The following is an 18,234-nucleotide window of genomic DNA, read 5'->3' as shown; positions in this document are numbered from 1 at the left end:
GCCAGGACGGTGCCGGTAGGTGTGGATCGGGCCGGTGCTCACTCCGGGAGGGCGATGCCCATCTGCCGGAGCATGCGGCGCAGGTAGGCAGTCAGCTCCGAAGCCGAGCGGTCGCCGGGCGCCAGCACCAGCTGGTGCAGGACGGCCCCCCACATCAGGTCGATCACCATGTCGACATCCGTGAGGGCCGGCAGCAAGCCCTCCCGCTTCGCGCGGTCGAGGGTCTCCCGGGCCCGCTCGCGGCGGGGCTCGAGGTGGTGGCGCCAGTACGTGGAGAGCAGCTCCGGGTGGTCCGGCCCGGCGCCGATCATCCGGGCGGTCAGCACCCGTACGCCGGGGTCGGTCAGCAGTTCACCCCACCGGGGCAGCAGCTCTTCGAGCACGTCGAGCAGCGGACCGCCGACCTCGTCGACCGCGCGGACCTGCTCACGCGTGGACTCCAGCGCCTGGGCGAACAGTTCTTCCTTCGAACTCCACCGCCGGTACACGGTCACCTTCGCCACCCCGGCCCGCCGGGCGACCTGCTCGATGCTCGTCCGCTCAACACCGCGCTCGACCAGTAGCTCGACGGCGGCCCGCAAGATCGCCTCGTCCGCCTGCGGGTCGCGGGGACGGCCGGGGCCGGTGCGTGCGGAAGTCATGGCCGCATTGTGCCAACGCCCGGCGCCCGCAGCATCGCCGCCAGCCGATCCCGCAGCGCGGCCGGATCACGGCCGCGCCAGGCGAGGTGAGCGTCCGGGCGGACGAGCAAGGCGTCGCCCTCCCCTCGCAGGCCGGTCACCTCGCCCAGCGCTTCGCGGGCCTCGGCCAGCAACTCGGCCGAGCCGCCGACCAAGGCCCACGCCGGGCCGAGCTCCGCGTGCAGCCGTGTCCGAGTTCCGCCGGTGCGCTGGTATTCGCCATCCGGGAGGCGATCACCCGGCCGCGGCGCCGGACCGCGGCCACCGAGCGGACCGCGCCGATAGGTGACCCACAACTGCGACGCCACCCGGGTGGCGCGGCGCTGCACAGCCGGGCTGCCGAGCAGCGGCACCACCACCCGGTCCCGGAGGAACCGCGTGAGCGCCGTCTCGCCCAGCAGCAGCCGCGTGTTCGCCGTGGTGTTGCGCAGGACGTCCGCCGCCAGTGGACGGCGTTCGGCGCCGTAGGTGTCGAGCAGTTCGGGGCCGGCCAGGCCGCGGACCACCAAACCCAGCTTCCACGCGAGGTTCTCCGCGTCGCCGATGCCCGTGTTCATGCCCTGGCCGCCGATCGGGCTGTGGGTGTGCGCCGCGTCGCCTGCCAGCAGGACCCGGCCGCGGCGGTAGTCGGCCGCCAGCCGGCGGTGAATGCGGAACACCGAGGCCCACACGGTTTCGCGGATCCCGACGGGCGACTGACCCGCGCGCTCGACGAGGAGTTGCCGCAACTGCTCGACCACCTGGTCGCCGGCGAGCCGCTGGCCGTCGTGCGGTACGTCGGCCATGAGGCGCCACAGGGTCGGCGCGCCGGGCATGGGCATGGCCAGCAGCATGCCGTCCCGGTGGTACCAGCCGGCGGACACGCTGCGGTCGCGGTCCCAGTCGGCGTGGACGTCGGCCAGCAGGAACCGCTCGGCGACCGGCACGCCGGGGAAGTCGATCCCGGCGAGTTCGCGGACCGTGCTGCGAGCACCGTCGCACCCGACCACCCAGTCGGCGGGCGGAGCCTGATCGAGGGAGGTGACCTCGGTCCCCCACCGGATGGGCACGCCCAGCTCGGTGAGCCGCCGGCGCAGTTCGGCCTCGATCGAGGCCTGCGACACGAACAACGCCTGCGTTCGCTCCCGCCGATCCGGCAGGAACCGCATGGTGGCGATCGGCCTGCCGCCGACGTGCATCCGCATGCCGGCGGGCTCGAGCGACCGGTCCCGCAGGTCGCCGAGGGCGCCAAGCCGGTCGAGGACCTCGACGCCACGCGCGTGCAGGATGTTCGCCCGCGAGGTCTCGGCAGGTCCGGCAGCCCGGTCGACGAGCAGCACCTCGACACCCTGCGCGGCCAAGCCGCACGCCAACGTCATGCCCGTCGGTCCCGCTCCCACGATCAACACGTTCATGCGGATATCATATACCTAGTCGTAGGCGTATCGTAATGTCCGGGCGGCTTCGCGGGTGAAGCGCAGTGTGAGCAGGGAGCGCTCGGCGCAGGGGGCAGCAGGGCGGCGGCGCGGGCCACGCGGTGTCGTCGACGGCCATGGCGGGCCAGCCTTTCCGGAGTCGGGTGCCGTGATCGCCAGATGCGTCTCGGTGCCGGGCCGGCCGGTCGGGTGCGGGCTGGTGCTGGTCGGCTCGACCGGCTGGCCACAGCCACGCATCACGCGGCCGGACGTTGCCGATTGCCCACGCCATTCGGCCTAGGTGCCGGGTTTCCGAAGGCCGTGATCGCCATTTTGATCATTTCGTCCCCGAGGCAACCAGCGGTTTCGCGGCGCGGCCTGGAACTGGCCTTGGCCAACCACGGATAGTGTTTTGCTTACAACGAACGGGTAATTAACGTTATTTCTGTGACGGCCGGGTTTGCCCGGCCGGTTCGAGGTCTATCCGCTCCCCGAGTCCCAGGCACGGGGGAGGAAGCCGGTGTGAGATCGAGTTCGCTGCTCAATGCGCAAAACGTGGAATCCGAGACAGGGAAATTGCGTGCGGTACTGGTGCACAGCCCGGACGGGGAGCTCAATACCCTGACCCCGGACGACCACGCCGAGTTCCTGTTCGACGAATTGTTCTGGCCGCAACGGGCCGGGGAGGAACACGAGGCTTTCACGAAGGTATTGCGCTCTCGCGGGGTCGCGGTCCTGGACTTGCGTGAGGGGCTCACCGAGGTTTGCCGGGACGAAGAAGTCGGCAGGAACCTGGCCGCGCAAGCCATGGCCGGTGCGCGGGTCCCGCCACGGGCGCGTGGCGAAGTGGTTTCCTGGTTGGCGGAGTCGCCCGCGGAAATGCTGGTGCGAAGTCTGCTGGGCGGAATTCCCAGTGATGGGGTCCCGCGCTGCATTTCGGGAACCGGCTCCCTGTGGCGGCATCGGCCGTGGCGGTTGCTGGATCCCTTGCCCAACCAGATGTTCACCAGGGACACCTCCGCCTGGTTCCGGGACGGCTACCTGCTGGGGCGGATGCGCACCGGGGCGCGGGCGCGGGAGGTCGACCTCGTCGCGGCCCTGTACCGGCACCACCCCTGGTTCGCCGGTCGCGCCGAGCGGTGCTGGAACCAGGCGCTGCCACCGTCGATGCCCATCGAGGGCGGCGACCTGCTCGTGTTGTCCGGCCGCGCGCCGGCCGTCGGCGTCGGCGACCGGACGTGCGCGGCGGCGGTGGAAGCACTGGCGGAGGAACTGTTCACCCGTGAACTCTGCGACCGGCTCGTGGTGGTGGACCTGCCCCGGACCAGGGCGACGATCCACCTGGACACCCTGGTGTCCTTTGTGGACAAGGACGCCGTGGTGATGTCCTCCGAGCTCGGCAGGCGGCCGGTGGGCACGCTGCGGCCCGGCACTGCGGGTGCTCGAGCCGGGGCGAGGCGGCGGGAACCACCGCCGTGAACAGTGGGACGACGGCTGCAACGTGCTGGCCGTCGCGCCGGGCGAAGTGATCGCCTGCGAAAGCAACGAACTGACCAACGACCACCTGGAACGGCACGGGATCGGGGTGCACCGGATACCCGGTTCCGAACTGCGCCGGGCGCGCGGCGGCCCCCGCTGCCTGTCGTGCCCGCTGCACCGGGACCCCTAGCCATTCCGGCTGGGCGGCCACAACCGAGAAAGGAACACCGTGAAGGCGAACACGAGTCAGCAGAAGGATCTGATCGCCGGGATCTACCAGAGGATCGCCGGTGAGTACGACGAGCGGATCCCGGGTTTCACCGCGCTCGATGCCACGTTCTCCGACACCGAGATCTCGTTCGTGCTGGATCGGGTCACCGCCGACGACGAAGTGCTCGACATCGGCTGCGGCACCGGCAGAATCACCATCCCGGTGGCCCGCCGGGCCAAAGCGGTCACCGGCTTCGACCTGACCGAAGCGATGCTCGAGCAGGCCGCGCGCAAGGCCGCCGAGGCCGAACTCGAGGTGCGCTTCGAGCAGGGCGACATGGCCGCGCTCCCGTTCCCGGACAACTCCTTCGACGCGGTGGTGTCGATGCTGGCGCTGATGCACGTGCCGCCTGCCGACCACCCGCGGGTCTTCAGCGAAGTCCGCCGGGTGCTGCGGCCGGGCGGGCGGCTGATCCTCGGGGTGAAGAACTCCGTGTTCGAGCGGTTCAGCTCGGCCGACCGGTTCGCCACGGTGGACATCACCGACGTGGAGAACAAGGAACTGGTGTTCACCGGGACCGGCGAGGGCGATGAACTGCGGGCGCCGTGGCACAGCTTCTCGCCCGACGACCTCAAGCGGCTGACCGCCGTGGCCGGGCTGGTCCCGGTGTCCTTGCGCGGCAACATCCCGCTCTCGGCCTGGCTGGCCGACTCCGTGCTGGAGACCGCCGAGGTGGCCGGTGCGGTCCGGACGCTGGAGACCCTGCTCGGCGACCTGCCACCGCTGAACCACCTCGGGTACCACCTGCTGATGGAAGCGGTGAAGCCGGCGGTGCACAGCTGAGTTCCGGGCACGGGGAGGTGGATCGATGATGGTGCGCTCGACGGCGGGGCTGCGGGAAGAGGTCCGGGAAATCCTGCGGGTACCCGAGCACCGGGCGGAGGCCGAGGACTGCGCCGGGCGGGGCCTGCCCTGGGCCCCTCGCACCTACCGCGCACTGGGACGAGCGCGGTTGCTCGCGCCGGACTGGCCGCGCGAGTACGGCGGGCGCGGTGGCGGCATCGCCGACGCGGCGGCGGTGGCGGAGGAGCTCGCGCTGGCCGGTGTCCCCGACACCGCACGGGTGAACACCATCGAGAACGCGGGCACGACCCTGCTGGCCGCCGGCACCGACCGGCAGCGGACGCGGCACCTGCCGCCGATGGCCGCGGGGGAGGTCTTCTTCTCCGTGCTCTACAGCGAACCCTCGGCCGGTTCCGACCTGGGTTCCCTGCGGACGACGGCGGTACCGGCCGGGGACGGCTGGGTGCTGAGCGGCACCAAGACCTGGAACGTACGCACCGACCTCGCCGGCTACGGCATCTGCGCGGCCCGCACCGGTTCCGCGCAACCGGGCGGAGCCGGGCGCTTCACCTCGATCACGTTGTTCCTGGTGCCGTTGGACGCGCCGGGCGTGACCGTGGAGCGGGTCGGTTCGCTCAACCCGGAAGCTTTCACGAAGGTCACCTTCGACCAGGTCGCGCTGGACGCCGGTGCGGTGATCGGCGAGCCCGGCGGTGGCTGGCCGCTGATCGGCGGGGCGCTCGGCGCGGAACGGACCGGGCTCTGCTTCTACGGCCGGGCCCGCCGCTGGCTGGACCTGCTGGCCGCACGGCTGCGGCCGGACGACACCGCGCACCGGTACCGGCTTCGCGAGCTGGACACCGATCTGGAAGCCGCCCGTGCGCTGTCGGACCGCGCGGTCGCATCGCTGGCCGCCGGGCACTGCACCGACGCCGATCTCGCGGCGGCGAAGTGGCGAGCCAGTGAACTCGCGCAGGAAGTGGCACTGCTGCACTGGCAACTCGCCGAGCCCGGTTCCGCACTCACCGCCGCGGTGCACGAGGCCCCCGGGCTGACCCTGGCCGCGGGCACCTCGGAGATCCTGCTCGGCACGGTCGCCACCGCGGTGCTCGATCCGGTCACCGGTGGTGGCGGAAGCGGCCCGGCGGTGGATTGGCGACGGGAGCTCCGCCGCCGTTTCGCCGACGCGGCCACCGAAGCGACGCACGCGGCACACCCCGCGGACGCACTGCGTGCGCGCGGCACCCGAGAGGGCTGGTTGCCGCCGGCCCGCCCGGCAGAAGACGGCGGGATCGGGGCGGGAGAAGCGGAAACGGTGGCACTGGCCGAGGAAGTCGGCCGGGCGGGACTGCCACCGGACACCCTCGCCGCCGACCCGGCACTGGGCACCTCGCTGAGCCACACCGGATATCTGCTGGGCTTGGCGCGCCGGGCCACCGGCCTGGCGGCGGCCAGGGCGGGGGAGCGGGTGCAGTTCGGCGAGCGCATCGCCGGTTACCAAGGGGTGAGCCTGCCGCTGGCCGCGGACGTCGTGCGCCTGGACGCCCTTGCCGCCCGGCTGGCCGAGTTGTGCGAGGCCGCCGGCAGCGGAAGCCAGGCCGGCGCGGACACGACGATGCTGCTCGCCGCCGCGGCCCGCGACAGCGTGCGTGCGTGCCTGCGGGCCATCCAGGTGCACGGCGCGTTCGGGCTGACCGAGGAGTCCGGGACGGCGGACTGCTACCGCCACGCCGTGGCGATGCCGGGGTTGCCCGGCCCGCCGGGCCGGCTGGCTGGGCCGGAAGTCACCGTGCCCGCCGGACCACGGCGGGCGACCACACCCGGCCCAGCACCGGGGGAGCTGGCCGCGCGCCGGACACGACCGGAGTGGAACGACACCGCGGCGGACTTCCCCGAAGACCGGTGCGTGCACGAGCTGTTCGAAGAAGCCGTACGTGCTCACCCGGACGCCCCCGCGCTGGCCGCCTCCGGTGAGACGGTGAGCTACCGCGAGCTGAACCACCGGGCCAACCGGCTCGCGAAACTGCTCCGGGAGCACGGCGCCGGCCCCGGCGACCTCATCGGTGTCTGCCTGGAGCGCTCGGCCGAGATGATCGTGTCGGTGCTGGGGGTGCTCAAGAGCGGGGCCGCCTACCTGCCGCTGGACCCGGACTACCCGGCCGAGCGGCTGGCCTACATGATCGAGGACAGCGGCGCCCGGATCGTGTGCACCCAGGACTGGATGCGGGAATGGCTGCCGGACCGGGACCGGCTGCTGCTCACGCTGGACGACCTCGACCTCGGCGGCGGCGAACCCGAGCCCGATCCGCCGCGGCGGGCCACCGCGCGGGACCTCGCCTACGTCATCTACACCTCCGGCTCCACCGGGCGGCCCAAGGGCGTCGAAGTCGAACACGCCGGGGTGGTCAACCGGATGTGCTGGGACCAGCGCACCTTCGGCCTCGGCCCGGCCGACACGGTGCTGCAGCAGACCTCGCTGAGCTTCGACATCTCGGTCTGGGAGATCTTCGCCCCGCTGCTGGCCGGCAGCAGGCTGCTGCTGGCCAAACCCGGCGGGCACCGCGATCCGGCCTACCTGATGCAGGTGCTCGCCGAGGAGCAGGTCACCGCGCTCGGCCTGGTGCCGAGCCTGCTCGACGTGCTGCTCGACTTCGAGCCCGGGTTCGCGGACTGCCCCCGGCTGCGTTACGTGTTCTCCGGCGGCGAGGAACTCACCTCCGCGCTGTGCGCCCGGTTCTTCGAGCGCACGACGGCCGAACTGCACAACTTCTACGGGCCCAGCGAAGCCACCGTCGATGTCACCTCCTGGCGCGTCACCACCGGGGACGTCGCACGCGGCATCCCGATCGGCCGTCCGCTGAGCAACGTCCGCGTGCACGTGCTCGACGGCGAGGGACTGCCGGTGCCCGCCGGGATGCCCGGTGAACTGCACGTCGCCGGGGCCGGGGTGGCCCGCGGTTACCACGGCAGGCCCGAGCTGACGGCCGAACGGTTCGTCCCGGACCCGTTCCACCCCGGCGGCGGCCGGATGTACCGCACCGGCGATCTGGTCCGGCAGCGCGCGGACGGCGCGCTGGAGTTCCTCGGCCGCCTCGACGAGCAGGTCAAGATCCGCGGTTTCCGCGTCGAACCGGGTGAGGTCGAAGACGCCCTGCGCGGCCACCGGGACGTGCGGCAGGCGGTCGTCTGCGCGGTCGGTACCCCGGCCAGGCTCGAAGCCTTCGTCGTCGCCGAGAACGGCGCCGACCCGGACGGCGGTCACCTGCGTGCCTGGCTGGGCGAGCGGCTGCCCGCGCACCTGGTGCCCGCCGCGGTGCACCCGCGCCCGTCACTGCCGCAAGCGCCCAGCGGGAAGGTCGACCGCGCCGCGCTGCTGGCCGAGCACACCACCGCGACACCGGCCGCGAGCGGGGAGCTCCCGCCCGAGCAGCGAGCCATGGGGGAGCTGGTGGCCAGGGTTCTCGGCGTACCCGGCGTCGGCCCGGACGAGGACTTCTTCGACCTCGGCGGCACGTCACTGCAGGCGGCCCGGCTGATCAACCGCATCGGCCAGGAACTGGGCTCGACCGTGCCGCTGGGCACCTTCCTGCGCCGGCCCACCGTGCGGGGCCTCGCCGCCGCGCTGACGGGGGAGACCTCATGACGCCGGTGACGCTGTACTGCCTGCCGCACGCCGGTGGCGGGATTTCGGCGTACGCGGGGTGGCGCGAGGACGCGCCGGCGAGTCTCGACGTGCGGCCGGTGCGGTTGCCCGGCCGCGACGGCAACGACGCCGCACCCCGCCACCGGATGGCCGAGCTCGTCGACACCCTGGCGGGTGAACCCGCCGCTTTGCCGCACGCCCTGTTCGGTCATAGCGTCGGAGCGGTGGTCGCTTTCGAACTGGCCAGAACCAGGGCTGCCGCCGGGAACGCGCCCATGAGGTTGTTCGTCTCCGGCAGCGTGCCCCCGTCCCGGGCGGCGAAGCAGCACGACGAGCAGCGGCACCTCTCCGACGACGAATTCGTCGCCAAGGTCGAGCAACTCGGTGGTGTCCCGCCGGGCCTGCTCGCCGACCCGGGCAGCCGCGAGGTCCTGCTGCCCCGGCTGCGGGCCGACTACGCGCTCGCGGAAACCTACGACCACCAGCCGGGACCACCACTCGACCTGCCCATTTCCGCGTTCGCCGGGCGCGACGACCCGACCGTCGCGGCGGCCGACCTCGACGACTGGGCCGAGCACACCAGCGCCGGGTTCCGGCGGCGCCTGCTCCCCGGGGACCACTTCTACCTGAGCACCGCCCGTCCCCTGCTGCTGCGCGCGATCGCCCGCGACCTGGAGGTGTGAGTGACCGGCCAGGCCCGCCCTCCCGGTTCCGGCTGGCTGATCGGGGCCAACCTGCTGGTGCTCTACCTGGTGTGGGGCTCGACCTACCTGGCCATCCGGGTCATGGTGGAGACGATCCCGCCACTGTCGGGGGCGGGGATCCGGTTCCTGGTCGCCGGGGTGCTGCTGCACGGGTGGTGCGTGGCGCGCACCCGCCGCTGGTTCCCGGTGAACCGCCAGGAGTTGCGTGGTGCCGCGGTGATCGGGGTGCTGATCATCGGCGGCGGGCTCGGCCTGCTCACCCTGGGGGAGCGCACCGTGCCCTCCGGCGTGGCCGCGCTCGTGATCGCCTCGATGCCGTTGTGGGTGGCGGTGTTCCGGCTGGTCGCCAGGGAACGCCCCCGGCCGGTGGTGCTCTGGGGCCTGCTCGCCGGGTTCAGCGGCGTGGCGGTCCTGCTCGCGCCGTCGGGCTGGGGCGGGCCGGTGGCCCTCACCGGCCTGGTCATCGTGCTGGCGGCCGCGATCGCCGAAGCGATCGGCTCCTTCTGCACACCGCGCGTGCGACTGCCCGGCAACGCGCTGCTGTCCGCCGGGGTGCAGATGCTGGTGGCCGGTCCCCTGCTGATCGCCATCGGCCTGCTCGCCGGTGAGGACCCGAACCCGGCGAGCTGGTCCGGTGCCTCCTGGTGGGCGCTGCTCTACCTGATCGGCCCCGGCTCGATCCTCGCGTTCGGCTCGCTGATCTGGCTGCTCACCCACGCCCCGGTCTCGGTGGCCACGACCTACGCCTACGTCAACCCGGCCATCGCGCTGCTACTGGGCTGGCTCCTCCTCGACGAGCACCTCACACCCGGCATCCTGGCCGGTGGGGCGCTCATCATCGTCGCCGTCATCCTCGTCCTGTGGGGCGAACGCCGACCGGCCGAGACCCGGCCGGACACCGCGGCGAGCGCGCAGGCACCGCCCTGACGAACCATTCAGCCCCGGCGCCACCAACCTCCGCGCGACCGCTCGAGCGGAGGGGCGAACTGGGCAGAAGCAGCGCGCTGGGCGGATTCTTCGCGTCGGCGGAGTTCCGCTTCGGCGGCGTCGAGGAAGGTGTCCACGTCGTCCTCGCGGTAACCGCGTTGCCCGGCCGGGGCTCTGCCGAACGAGGATTCGCGCACCTCGGCGGCGGTCAGGCGGTCGGTGCCGCGGAGGGTCTGCTCGATGCGCGTGACCAGAGCGTCGACCGCGGCCGAGTCGTAACCGCGTTTCCCGAAAGAGGGTTTCGAGAACCTGGCATCGCGTGCGTCGTCCGGCGTCATGGCACGCACCTTGTCACAATCCGGGTCCACGCCGGAGGAACTCGCACCACCTCCGCATAACGGCCCGTGAGGACCCGGGCATCGAGGCCCCGGGCGGCTCGATCCACAGCACCTCGCCGCTGAATGCACCACCGTTCTCGTTCAGAGCGGTATTCCGCTCACGAAGTGTCACCGTCCCGGGTCCTTCTTCTGCTGTGTTCGACCGCGGACGGGCCTGTCCAGGAGTGGGTCTCCTGTGGGGGAGGCCCGTGCGGGTGGGTGACCGCATAGTGGTGCCGAGGGCGGCTATCCGGAGTCGTGCGCGGCTCGCGTACGAGTCCGGACGTCGAGGATGCCCGGCCACACACGCTCATAGGAGAACATTCCATGCGACGCACCCTGCTCGCCACGCCGGCAGCCGTGGTCACCGCACTGGCGGCGCCGCCAGTGCCGCTGAGGGCACCGTGATCATCAACGGCAGGCACTACGACGATCCCCGCGGTTGCTTCGACGTCCGGACCGAGTCCGTGGTGCAGAACCTCACCGACCGTGCGCTGGGAATCCACCGCGGGCATGGCTGCCACGGGGCCGCCCGCCACGACTCGTTGAACACCTTCACCGGCATGAGGGTCGAGGAAGGCACGTCCATCTCCGTCTCTTGAGCGTCCACACCCGGCCGGGACGCGCCAGGGGGCGAAAGTCCGCGTCCAGCCGGATGCCTGTCACCGGAATTCCCATCAACGTCGGAGGCCGACGATGTCCTTGGTCAGAATCACCCGTGAAGACCAGCGCTATGAGGCGCTGAGCCAGGGCTTCAACCAGCGCTGGGTCGCCAAGCCCGAGGTGGTGGCCCTCGTCGGGTCCACGCAGGACGTGGTGGACGTGGTCACCGAGGCCGTGGGCAAGAAGCAGCGCATCAGCGTACGGTCGGGAGGACACTGCTACGAGAATTTCGTCTGCAACGACGAGGTGAAGGTGATCGTGGATCTCAGCGGACTCGACCGGGTCTACTGGGACGCCGGCCGGAGCGCGTACTGCGTGGAAGCGGGTGCGACGAACTGGCGGATGAACAACCACCTCTACCGCCCCACGGGGTGACGCTGCCCGGCGGGTCCTGCTATTCCGTGGGCGCCGGCGGGCACATCTGCGGTGGTGGTTTCGGGCTGCTGTCGCGTCAGTTCGGCCTGACCGTGGACTACCTGCACGCGGTGGAGGTCGTGGTCGTGCCGGACGGCAAGAAGGCCAAGGCGGTGACCGTCGGCCGCGACGATGCCGCGGGCTCGGCCGATCGGGAACTGTGGTGGGCCCACACCGGGGGCGGCGGCGGCAACTTCGGCGTGGTCACCCGCTACTGGCTGCGCGATCTGCCCCAGCCCCCGAAGAACGTGATCCTCAGCGGCGCCCAGTTCAGCTGGAGCGAACTGCTCACCAATGACGGGGAGGGGTTCACCCGGCTGGTGAACAACTACGGCAACTTCTTCGCCGCCCACTCCGCACCGGACGACCCCTACGCCGGCCTGTTCGCGATCCTGCAGCTCACCCACGCCAGCAAGAAGGAACTGGGGCTGGTGGTGCAGCTCGATGCCACCGGCAACGACAGCTCCGCGAAATTGGCCGCGTTCTACCAGGCGATCCTGGGCGGGGTCACGGCGAAGGCCGGGCAGTACGGATTGCAGGTGGGCGAGCACGCCCCGATCCAGCCGCTGACGGTCCAGGGCCGGACGATGCCGTGGATCCAGGCCACCCAGACGCTCAACAGTTCCGGGGAGAACCGGCGCGGCAAGTACAAGTCCGCATACCACCGCACCGCGTTCACGCCCCGCCACATCGCCGCTTTCCGCAAACACCTCACCGATACCAGCTACGACAACAAGGAAGCCCTGCTCCAGGTCGATTCCTACGGCTGCAACGTCAACAAACCGGCCGACACAGCCGTGGCCCAGCGCGACTCGGTGCTGAAGCTGCAGTACCAGACCTACTGGACCGATCCCGAAGACGACGCCAAGCACCTGGGGTGGATCCGGAAGTTCTACGCCGATGTCTACCGCGGCACCGGCGGTGTCCCCGCACCCGGGGCGGACACCGACGGCTGCTACATCGGGTACGCCGACGTCGACATCAGCGACCCGGCGTGGAACACCTCGAAAGTGCCGTGGTCGGCGCTGTACTACAAGAACCACTACCCGCGGCTGCAGGCGGTCAAAGCCACCTGGGACCCGCACGACATCTTCCGGCACAGCCAATCCATCCGGTTACCGCGCCCGCCCGGCAACCGGCACTGAGGACCCCGGGTGCCCGGCACGCCCGGGGCGCCCACACACGCCGAGCGCGCCCTGGCCGCCCGCCTGCCCGATCTCGGCGATCTGCGCGCGGCCGACTCCGCCGCCGGCCGGTGCGCGGGTCCATTCGCGTACTCCGGTCCCGGCTCGTTTCCCTGCCTCAAGTCAAGTGCGGAGGCGGCGTGTCGCGATCAGGGAGATCGGGCTACCGATGACCGGGAATGGTTCGTCCTCCGCCAGATGCAGGGGGCCGAGGACCACCTTCCCATTTTTCCATACCTGCGCGATCTGGGTGCCGTTTCCGCCAAAGAACTCGGCCTCGACGTAAGCCGCGGGGCCCTTCGCCGAACACGCTGCCAGCGCACTGCCGAAGCCAGCAGGAGCCTTCCGGAATCCGTCGAGTTTCGGAGCCCCGGGGACGGTGACCGCGTCGAAGAACGCGTCGGTCATGGGCAACAGCGACAGGTGCTGGTCGAGGGGCGCGATGCGCGCCTCCGCGATGGTGTCGGCCAAGTCGCGAAGCACGGGTTCGCAGGCGATGACCGCCTGCAGGCAATATCCCAGGTCCACATTGTCGTGTGGCCGGTGAGGCGTGCGGGCCGTGGGGGCCGAGGCCGACCGGCGGGGCGCCCGCCCGCGGGTCGGTCTCGCTTGCCGGGAGTGGCTGTTCAAGTGCCTGCGGAAGGTCCGTGATGCCAGCGGAGACGAGCCGTTCAGTGTGCTGCTGGGCCTCGGCGACGCGCTCGGTGAGGTTGTCCTCCAGTGCGCGCAGCCGGGGCAGGCGGCTGGGTTCGGTGCGCAGCATGGGGCAGCGGACGCAGGCGTGTTCGTTGCGCGCGGGGTGTGCCGTAGGGGCGTTGCAGTTGCCGTAGGCGACCTTGCGCAGGGTGAAGTGCCGTTCGAACTCGGCCCATTCCGCCTCGGTGGGTGCCGGTCTTGCCGAGGACGTGGCGGGTGACCCGCACGAGCCGCCAGTCGATCGCCAGGGTCGCAGCGGCGGTCGAGGCTGCTCCGGGCCCGCGGACTTCTCGAGTGTCCGTGCGCTGCTCGGCGTTGCGCGCAACGACCTGCTTCGGCGCTGGACCGGCCATTCGCCGAGTGCTCGGACTGCGGGCCATCGTCTCGTGGAGAACGGCGCAGCCGCAGAGATCGGACAACGCCGAGCGGACCGCCTTGGCCACCGCGGGGCAGCTTCGCCAACGCTCCTGGTGCAACCCGGTCTGAGCTTGCCCGCGGCATCGCCGAAGCACCGCCGCGGTCTGCGCCCTCGAACATCGGGGCTCCGCCTCATGCCACGTTGCGTGACGCGCCGTTCACTTGCCGGGGCGCTCCCCGCCTGCGCTCGAACACCTTCCGGCGCACCAGGAGCGCGGTCGCGGCGAGGCGGCCAGGCGGCAGGCCGTGAAGAAGCGGCCTCCGGGTGGGCCTGGCCTGCACAGACTCCCGCGGTTGACACCGACGATCTTCTTGTGGAACAAAGATGATCTTCATGTGGAACGAATCCGTCCGCCGAACGACTCAGAAACCAAGCCGTTGGGAGGGTGCACGGCACCGGGATGGGATGGTTGACTCAGGAGCAGCGTGCGCTGTCGTCACACGAGTGAGTGATCGAGGAGGCCGGCCTGCGGGGGTGCGACGCCGCGAACTGCAGCTGAGAGTCGGGGCTTGGCTGAGGAGAGGGTCTGGCTGGTGGTGGACGAGCGAGCGAATGCCGGCGACAGGTCAACCGGCATCGCTGACACGCTGCTGGCGATCCTGGTGGCCCTCGACGCTCCGGTGGCCACCCAGTTGCTGGCAGCGGCCACGAACCTGCCGGAAGAGCAGGTCAGCGGCAGCTGTGCGCAGTTGGCCGACCGTCGGCTGATCGATCGCCACGACGACCGTGCCGTACTCACGGACCGGGGACGCGCGAGCGCGCCGGCGACCGGTGCACCCACCGTCGTTGCGCCACTCGTTCTCCTCGCGCGCCACTTGGTGGATGGCGCCAGGTCGTCACTGGAGGAAATCGAGGCAGCTGAGCAGAGCTCGGCCCACTCGGAATCGAGCTCGCCGCTGGCCTGGCTGCAGCGACACCACGAGCTCATTCCCCGGCTGGCCGAAGCGCTGAGCCGGCACCACGAGCACGACCGTGCGACCGAGCTGGTGTCAGCATGGTGGCCGTTCGCGGCGCGGCAGGAAGACCCCGGGTGGGAAGCCCGATTGTCCGACTCCGGCGAAGACGCCGCCATCAGCAGCCGGAAACCGGATGTTCTGGCTCGGCTGCTCGGCCTCAGCGCACAGGCCGCCCAGCGCCGCGATCAGCATCAGCGAGCTGAAGCGCAATGGATCCGCGCCCTGTCCGTACGGCGGGAAGCCGGGGACCGGCACGAGATAGCCGCCGTGGCCACCGAACTCGGCAGGCTGTACCTGGCTCGGGGACGGCTGCACCGGGCCCTCGATGCCCTCTACACCGCACTTGCCGCCCAGCAGCAGCTGAGCGACCCGCGGGAGAAGGCCCTGACCCAGTGGCGCATCGGCGTGGTGCAGCTGGCCGCCGGTCACGCCGGCAGCGCGGTCGCGGTACTCACCGAAGCCGTGGACTTCGCGAGCACAGCGGGCCGGCGGATGCGGCGATCCGAACGGGCCGACGTGCACATCGCCCTGGGCACGGCCCTGTGGCGAACCGAGGCTCCTGGCCAGGCTCGCCGGGCGTTCAGCAACGCCCTGGCCTGTCTGGTCGACGTGGACGAGCGACGCGCCGACCAGGTGCGGGCAGCACTCGCCACCCCGGACGGAGCACCTTTGCCCCAGCAGCTCGAGAAGCCACGGATCTAGCCTCGGAACAGGAGCGACAGCGTCAAGAGCACGAGCACCACGGCACCGACCCAGCGAACGGGAGGTACTACTCGCCGCCGGGGAGCGGCGTGTCGCGGCTGGTGGCGTCGAGACGGAAAATACATGGGATTCTCCGGAAAAGATGAGTGGCGGGGATGGAGGGCAATGCGTGTTCAGTTGTCGGTTTCAAAAACCGCACGGTCTTTCGCGGGCGGAGCGGGGTCGCACAAAATGAGCAGGTCCAGGGCCGGGCGGCACACGTAGATCTTGTTCCGGCGCGCCCCGGGCTGGTATTCCTCGAGCAAACCCTTGCGCAACAACTGCCGTGCCACGTCGGTCGCGCCTTTCCGGGAGATGTTGTAGCGTTCGGCGATGTCCTTGTTCGTCGTCACGGGTTCGCTGATGAGGCCGCCGGCGACTCTGGCGGCGTTGCCTCCGCTGCGTTCAGTCGCCGCCAGGTGCTGGGCGCGAAGGTCTTCCATCCTCTTGATGAGGTCGATCTGCTCCTCGCACAGCCTGCGTATCCCGTGGGCGAAGAACATCAGGAAATCCTCGTAGTTCCCACTGAGGACCGCGTGCCGCAGGATCGTGTGGTAGTCGTCGCGTTTGCGTTCGAACCAGACTGACAACGGCAGAACGGGGTCGCGCAGTACCTTGCTCGCGACGAGTTCGAGGTTGACGTAGGCGCGGCTGATGTAGCCGTTCCCGCCGGCGAAGGGGTGGACGAGCTCCAGGCGGTGGTGCCCAAGGCCCAGTTTCCCGACCAGCGGGATGTCGTGCTCGGCGCTGTTCCACGCCTGCCAGTCTTCGGCGCATTCCCGCAGGTGCGGTCCCGGGGGAACATGGAGCAGCACCGCGGTGTCGGCTGTCGCGCCGCCGAGCCAGGTCAGGTCCTGCCGCCAATCGGGCAGGGGCTGACCACGGGTGGCGGGGACGAGCAGATTGCTGATGCGGCGCAGGAGTCCCAAGTCGACCGGCGCGCCGTCCTGGACCGCGGTGAACGCCTGCTCGGTCGCACTGAGGTACTGGACGACCGGGGCGACGCTGCTCTCGGTGACCTTCGAGCGGACCTTGGCGATCAGGAGCTCTTCCAGGGCCACGTGGTGGTTCTCCAGAGCCGCTGAGCTCTGCGCTTCGCGGAGCAGGGTCGACCGCTTCAGCCCGGATCGGTCCGGGAGGCGGTTGGCGGCCTCATCGAGCCGTCCCAGCGCCTGTTCCGCGGAAGCGAGCGCTCGATGGGTCCGCGAGTGCAGGTGGAAGTCTGCGGGGAGGGGAGGGGGAACCCAGGCGCCTTCACGGTTGATCACTGCGGGAAATCCGCGGGTGTCCTCGATGGGCACCCAGCTACCCGCAGGTGGTTCGTTGGTCATGGAGGGAGCCTGGTCCAGGACACCGATGGGCGGCAACAGGTTCATAAAGGTCTTCCAAGATCAACTTGCACTCGGTGTCAGAAGCGATTCCTCCAGCTCGGCGCGGTATCTTTGGCTTCCCTGCGGGTGTTGCGGCGACTTTCTGCTGTTCAGCGTGCTGCGTAGGCCGGAGATGTCCCGCCAGGAGGGACGCCGAGACGTGCGTGCGACGGCGGCTTGCGCGAAAAGTGCGGACTGAAAGTGGTCCACCGCGTGCGGTCATCCACGTATGGCCTAACGAGAAACCACCACATTGAGTGAGTCGGCACACCTACCGCATTGCTGAGGCGGGCAGCCGTGCAGTTGGACTGTTACGGGTGCCGCCACCGTCACCCTGCCCGGCCCGGTGGGTGTGGGCCCGCAGCGGTCGCCGAGTACCCGGGCCCTGACTGCCGCAGCGCTTCGATCCACCCGAACACCGTGCGCAGCACCGGAGCTTTTGAAAATTTCACCTCGCTTTGCGGGATCCCGGGTCTTGTCGAGATGAAGTCACTTTGAACCACCGGCGCAAGTGTTGTCAATCGCGCTGGCCCCGAAGTAATACACGAGCGAAAGATACGTACGTACGCCGCAAGGGGCAAAACCCAGGCGCATCAGAGATTCACAACTGCTACTCCCCGGGCAATTCGCCAATGCCACCGCGGTGCACCCGTACAGCACCCCGCCCGGTCACCAGCGGGTCTCGAGGCCGCCATCGCCATCTGCCTTCTTGTCTCGCCGCGTGGCCCGCTCGCGCGGAACACACGGCTCCAGCGCCATCGGTGCGGGGCGGCGACGGGATGGACGTCACATGTTCCAGGGCCCCGCGGCCGGAACACCTGCACCGCCCAAGCGTTGTACTGACTGTCGGTACGGTGGTGTCCCCGGGCCTCACCCCTTGCCTTCACGGAATACCGGTCACGCCGGAGCCGTGTCGTGCCACTCGCCGAGAGGCGACCCCCGTACCGGCCCCCACTCTCCCGTTTCCGCTCGCAGGCCGACTCCCCTGAGGTCTTCGCTGGGCGGAAGCGGGACCGATCCGGCCGACCGGAAGGAACCGCCATGACGACGACCGGCGCCGCGCCTGTGCTGATCACCGGCGCTGCCCCTTCGTACGAGGAGCAACTCGCCGCCCGCAAGCGCCGGTACCTGCTGTTGATGTCGTGCCGCATCCCGTGCCTGGTCCTCGCCGGGCTCTTCCACGGCACCTGGTGGCTGGCGCTGGTCCTGCTCGCCGCTTCGGTGCCGGTGCCGTGGATAGCGGTGCTGATCGCGAACGACCGGCCACCGCGCAAGACCGAGGAGGTCAGCACGCTGGAGCGGCACCCGAAGCAACTGGAGAACGGCCGGCACCGGGTCATCGACTCGGCCTGACCGGCACCGCCGGACCGGCCGCGCCCACCCCGGTGCCGCTGGGTGGATGCGGCAGGTGCAGAGCTTCAGCCGTGGCATCCTCCAGGCGTGATCGAACTGGGGGGTGCCTACTGGCGCCTGTGGTTCTCCTCCGCGTTGTCGAACCTCGCCGACGGGGTGTTCAAGGTCGCCCTACCACTGG

At 70.5% G+C, this 18,234-nt stretch carries 16 protein-coding genes; 11 read left to right on the top strand and 5 right to left on the bottom strand.

Annotation, left to right across the window (positions count from 1 at the left end):
- Window positions 1-38 precede the first annotated feature (38 nt).
- A complete protein-coding gene (locus tag AC07EG_RS24285) occupies window positions 39-641 on the bottom strand; it encodes a TetR/AcrR family transcriptional regulator (protein WP_478255464.1) in 603 nt (200 codons plus the stop codon).
- Window positions 638-2,074, bottom strand: coding sequence for an FAD-dependent oxidoreductase (locus AC07EG_RS24280; protein ID WP_478255463.1), 1,437 nt, complete (start codon window positions 2,072-2,074; stop codon window positions 638-640). The genes AC07EG_RS24285 and AC07EG_RS24280 overlap by 4 nt, the downstream gene beginning before the upstream one ends.
- A 447-nt stretch (window positions 2,075-2,521) precedes the next feature.
- On the opposite strand from AC07EG_RS24280, the gene AC07EG_RS24275 reads away from it, so the two are divergent.
- From AC07EG_RS24275 to AC07EG_RS24250, 6 genes are read left to right on the top strand one after another with little or no spacing between them, the layout of a single operon-like run.
- A complete protein-coding gene (locus tag AC07EG_RS24275; protein WP_478255462.1) occupies window positions 2,522-3,553 on the top strand; it encodes an arginine deiminase family protein in 1,032 nt (343 codons plus the stop codon).
- Window positions 3,513-3,743: an arginine deiminase family protein gene (locus tag AC07EG_RS24270; protein WP_478255461.1), complete on the top strand. Its 231-nt coding sequence runs from the start codon at window positions 3,513-3,515 to the stop codon at window positions 3,741-3,743. Before AC07EG_RS24275 ends, AC07EG_RS24270 begins: the two co-directional genes overlap by 41 nt.
- 39 nt (window positions 3,744-3,782) lie before the next feature.
- Window positions 3,783-4,607 (top strand): class I SAM-dependent methyltransferase, encoded by an 825-nt coding sequence (locus AC07EG_RS24265; RefSeq protein ID WP_478255460.1) that lies wholly within the window; start codon window positions 3,783-3,785, stop codon window positions 4,605-4,607.
- Window positions 4,608-4,632: 25 nt separating this feature from the next.
- Window positions 4,633-8,250 carry an amino acid adenylation domain-containing protein gene (locus AC07EG_RS24260; RefSeq protein ID WP_478255459.1) on the top strand — a complete coding sequence of 1,206 codons (3,618 nt, stop codon included), beginning with the start codon at window positions 4,633-4,635 and terminating at the stop codon, window positions 8,248-8,250.
- Entirely contained in the window at window positions 8,247-8,933 is a 687-nt protein-coding gene (locus AC07EG_RS24255; protein WP_478255458.1) for a thioesterase II family protein, read from the top strand. The genes AC07EG_RS24260 and AC07EG_RS24255 overlap by 4 nt, the downstream gene beginning before the upstream one ends.
- The gene (locus tag AC07EG_RS24250; RefSeq protein WP_478255457.1) at window positions 8,934-9,881 is read left to right on the top strand and encodes an EamA family transporter; all 948 of its coding nucleotides are present in this window, start codon (window positions 8,934-8,936) and stop codon (window positions 9,879-9,881) included. It abuts the gene before it with no gap.
- An 8-nt stretch (window positions 9,882-9,889) separates the two neighbouring features.
- Here AC07EG_RS24250 and AC07EG_RS24245 read toward each other — a convergent pair whose 3' ends face one another.
- Window positions 9,890-10,219 (bottom strand): DivIVA domain-containing protein, encoded by a 330-nt coding sequence (locus tag AC07EG_RS24245; RefSeq protein WP_478255456.1) that lies wholly within the window; start codon window positions 10,217-10,219, stop codon window positions 9,890-9,892.
- 443 nt (window positions 10,220-10,662) lie between these two features.
- Between AC07EG_RS24245 and AC07EG_RS24240 the strand changes: the two genes are divergently transcribed.
- The 3 genes from AC07EG_RS24240 (at window position 10,663) to AC07EG_RS24230 (ending at window position 12,480) form a co-directional block, all read left to right on the top strand.
- Complete coding sequence (locus tag AC07EG_RS24240) at window positions 10,663-10,860, top strand: hypothetical protein (RefSeq protein ID WP_478255455.1); 198 nt, start codon at window positions 10,663-10,665, stop codon at window positions 10,858-10,860.
- Between the two features lie 94 nt (window positions 10,861-10,954).
- A complete protein-coding gene (locus AC07EG_RS24235) occupies window positions 10,955-11,296 on the top strand; it encodes an FAD-binding oxidoreductase (protein WP_478255454.1) in 342 nt (113 codons plus the stop codon).
- Window positions 11,293-12,480, top strand: coding sequence for an FAD-binding oxidoreductase (locus AC07EG_RS24230; RefSeq protein WP_478255453.1), 1,188 nt, complete (start codon window positions 11,293-11,295; stop codon window positions 12,478-12,480). The genes AC07EG_RS24235 and AC07EG_RS24230 overlap by 4 nt, the downstream gene beginning before the upstream one ends.
- A 162-nt stretch (window positions 12,481-12,642) precedes the next feature.
- On the opposite strand, the gene AC07EG_RS24225 is transcribed toward AC07EG_RS24230, so the two are convergent.
- The gene (locus AC07EG_RS24225) at window positions 12,643-12,990 is read right to left on the bottom strand and encodes a hypothetical protein (RefSeq protein WP_478255452.1); all 348 of its coding nucleotides are present in this window, start codon (window positions 12,988-12,990) and stop codon (window positions 12,643-12,645) included.
- Window positions 12,991-14,142: 1,152 nt separating this feature from the next.
- Here AC07EG_RS24225 and AC07EG_RS24220 point away from each other — a divergent pair.
- Window positions 14,143-15,291 carry a tetratricopeptide repeat protein gene (locus AC07EG_RS24220; protein ID WP_478255451.1) on the top strand — a complete coding sequence of 383 codons (1,149 nt, stop codon included), beginning with the start codon at window positions 14,143-14,145 and terminating at the stop codon, window positions 15,289-15,291.
- Window positions 15,292-15,464: 173 nt separating this feature from the next.
- On the opposite strand, the gene AC07EG_RS24215 is transcribed toward AC07EG_RS24220, so the two are convergent.
- Complete coding sequence (locus AC07EG_RS24215; protein ID WP_478255450.1) at window positions 15,465-16,661, bottom strand: Fic family protein; 1,197 nt, start codon at window positions 16,659-16,661, stop codon at window positions 15,465-15,467.
- Between the two features lie 1,080 nt (window positions 16,662-17,741).
- Between AC07EG_RS24215 and AC07EG_RS24210 the strand changes: the two genes are divergently transcribed.
- The gene (locus AC07EG_RS24210; RefSeq protein WP_478255449.1) at window positions 17,742-18,053 is read left to right on the top strand and encodes a DUF3099 domain-containing protein; all 312 of its coding nucleotides are present in this window, start codon (window positions 17,742-17,744) and stop codon (window positions 18,051-18,053) included.
- Window positions 18,054-18,234 lie beyond the last annotated feature (181 nt).

Source organism: Amycolatopsis sp. NPDC045836 (assembly GCF_056431745.1).
The sequence above is the reverse complement of the archived record's forward strand: the minus strand, read 5'-3'. Positions and strand labels throughout refer to the sequence as shown.

Excerpts from the sequence above, each read along its gene's own strand:
- AC07EG_RS24285 (WP_478255464.1), bottom strand. The coding sequence starts at position 641 with ATGACTTCCGCACGCACCGGCCCCGGCCGTCCCCGCGACCCGCAGGCG.
- AC07EG_RS24280 (WP_478255463.1), bottom strand. The coding sequence starts at position 2,074 with ATGAACGTGTTGATCGTGGGAGCGGGACCGACGGGCATGACGTTGGCG.
- AC07EG_RS24260 (WP_478255459.1), top strand. The coding sequence starts at position 4,633 with ATGATGGTGCGCTCGACGGCGGGGCTGCGGGAAGAGGTCCGGGAAATC.
- AC07EG_RS24255 (WP_478255458.1), top strand. The coding sequence starts at position 8,247 with ATGACGCCGGTGACGCTGTACTGCCTGCCGCACGCCGGTGGCGGGATT.
- AC07EG_RS24245 (WP_478255456.1), bottom strand. The coding sequence starts at position 10,219 with ATGACGCCGGACGACGCACGCGATGCCAGGTTCTCGAAACCCTCTTTC.
- AC07EG_RS24235 (WP_478255454.1), top strand. The coding sequence starts at position 10,955 with ATGTCCTTGGTCAGAATCACCCGTGAAGACCAGCGCTATGAGGCGCTG.
- AC07EG_RS24215 (WP_478255450.1), bottom strand. The coding sequence starts at position 16,661 with ATGACCAACGAACCACCTGCGGGTAGCTGGGTGCCCATCGAGGACACC.
- AC07EG_RS24210 (WP_478255449.1), top strand. The coding sequence starts at position 17,742 with ATGACGACGACCGGCGCCGCGCCTGTGCTGATCACCGGCGCTGCCCCT.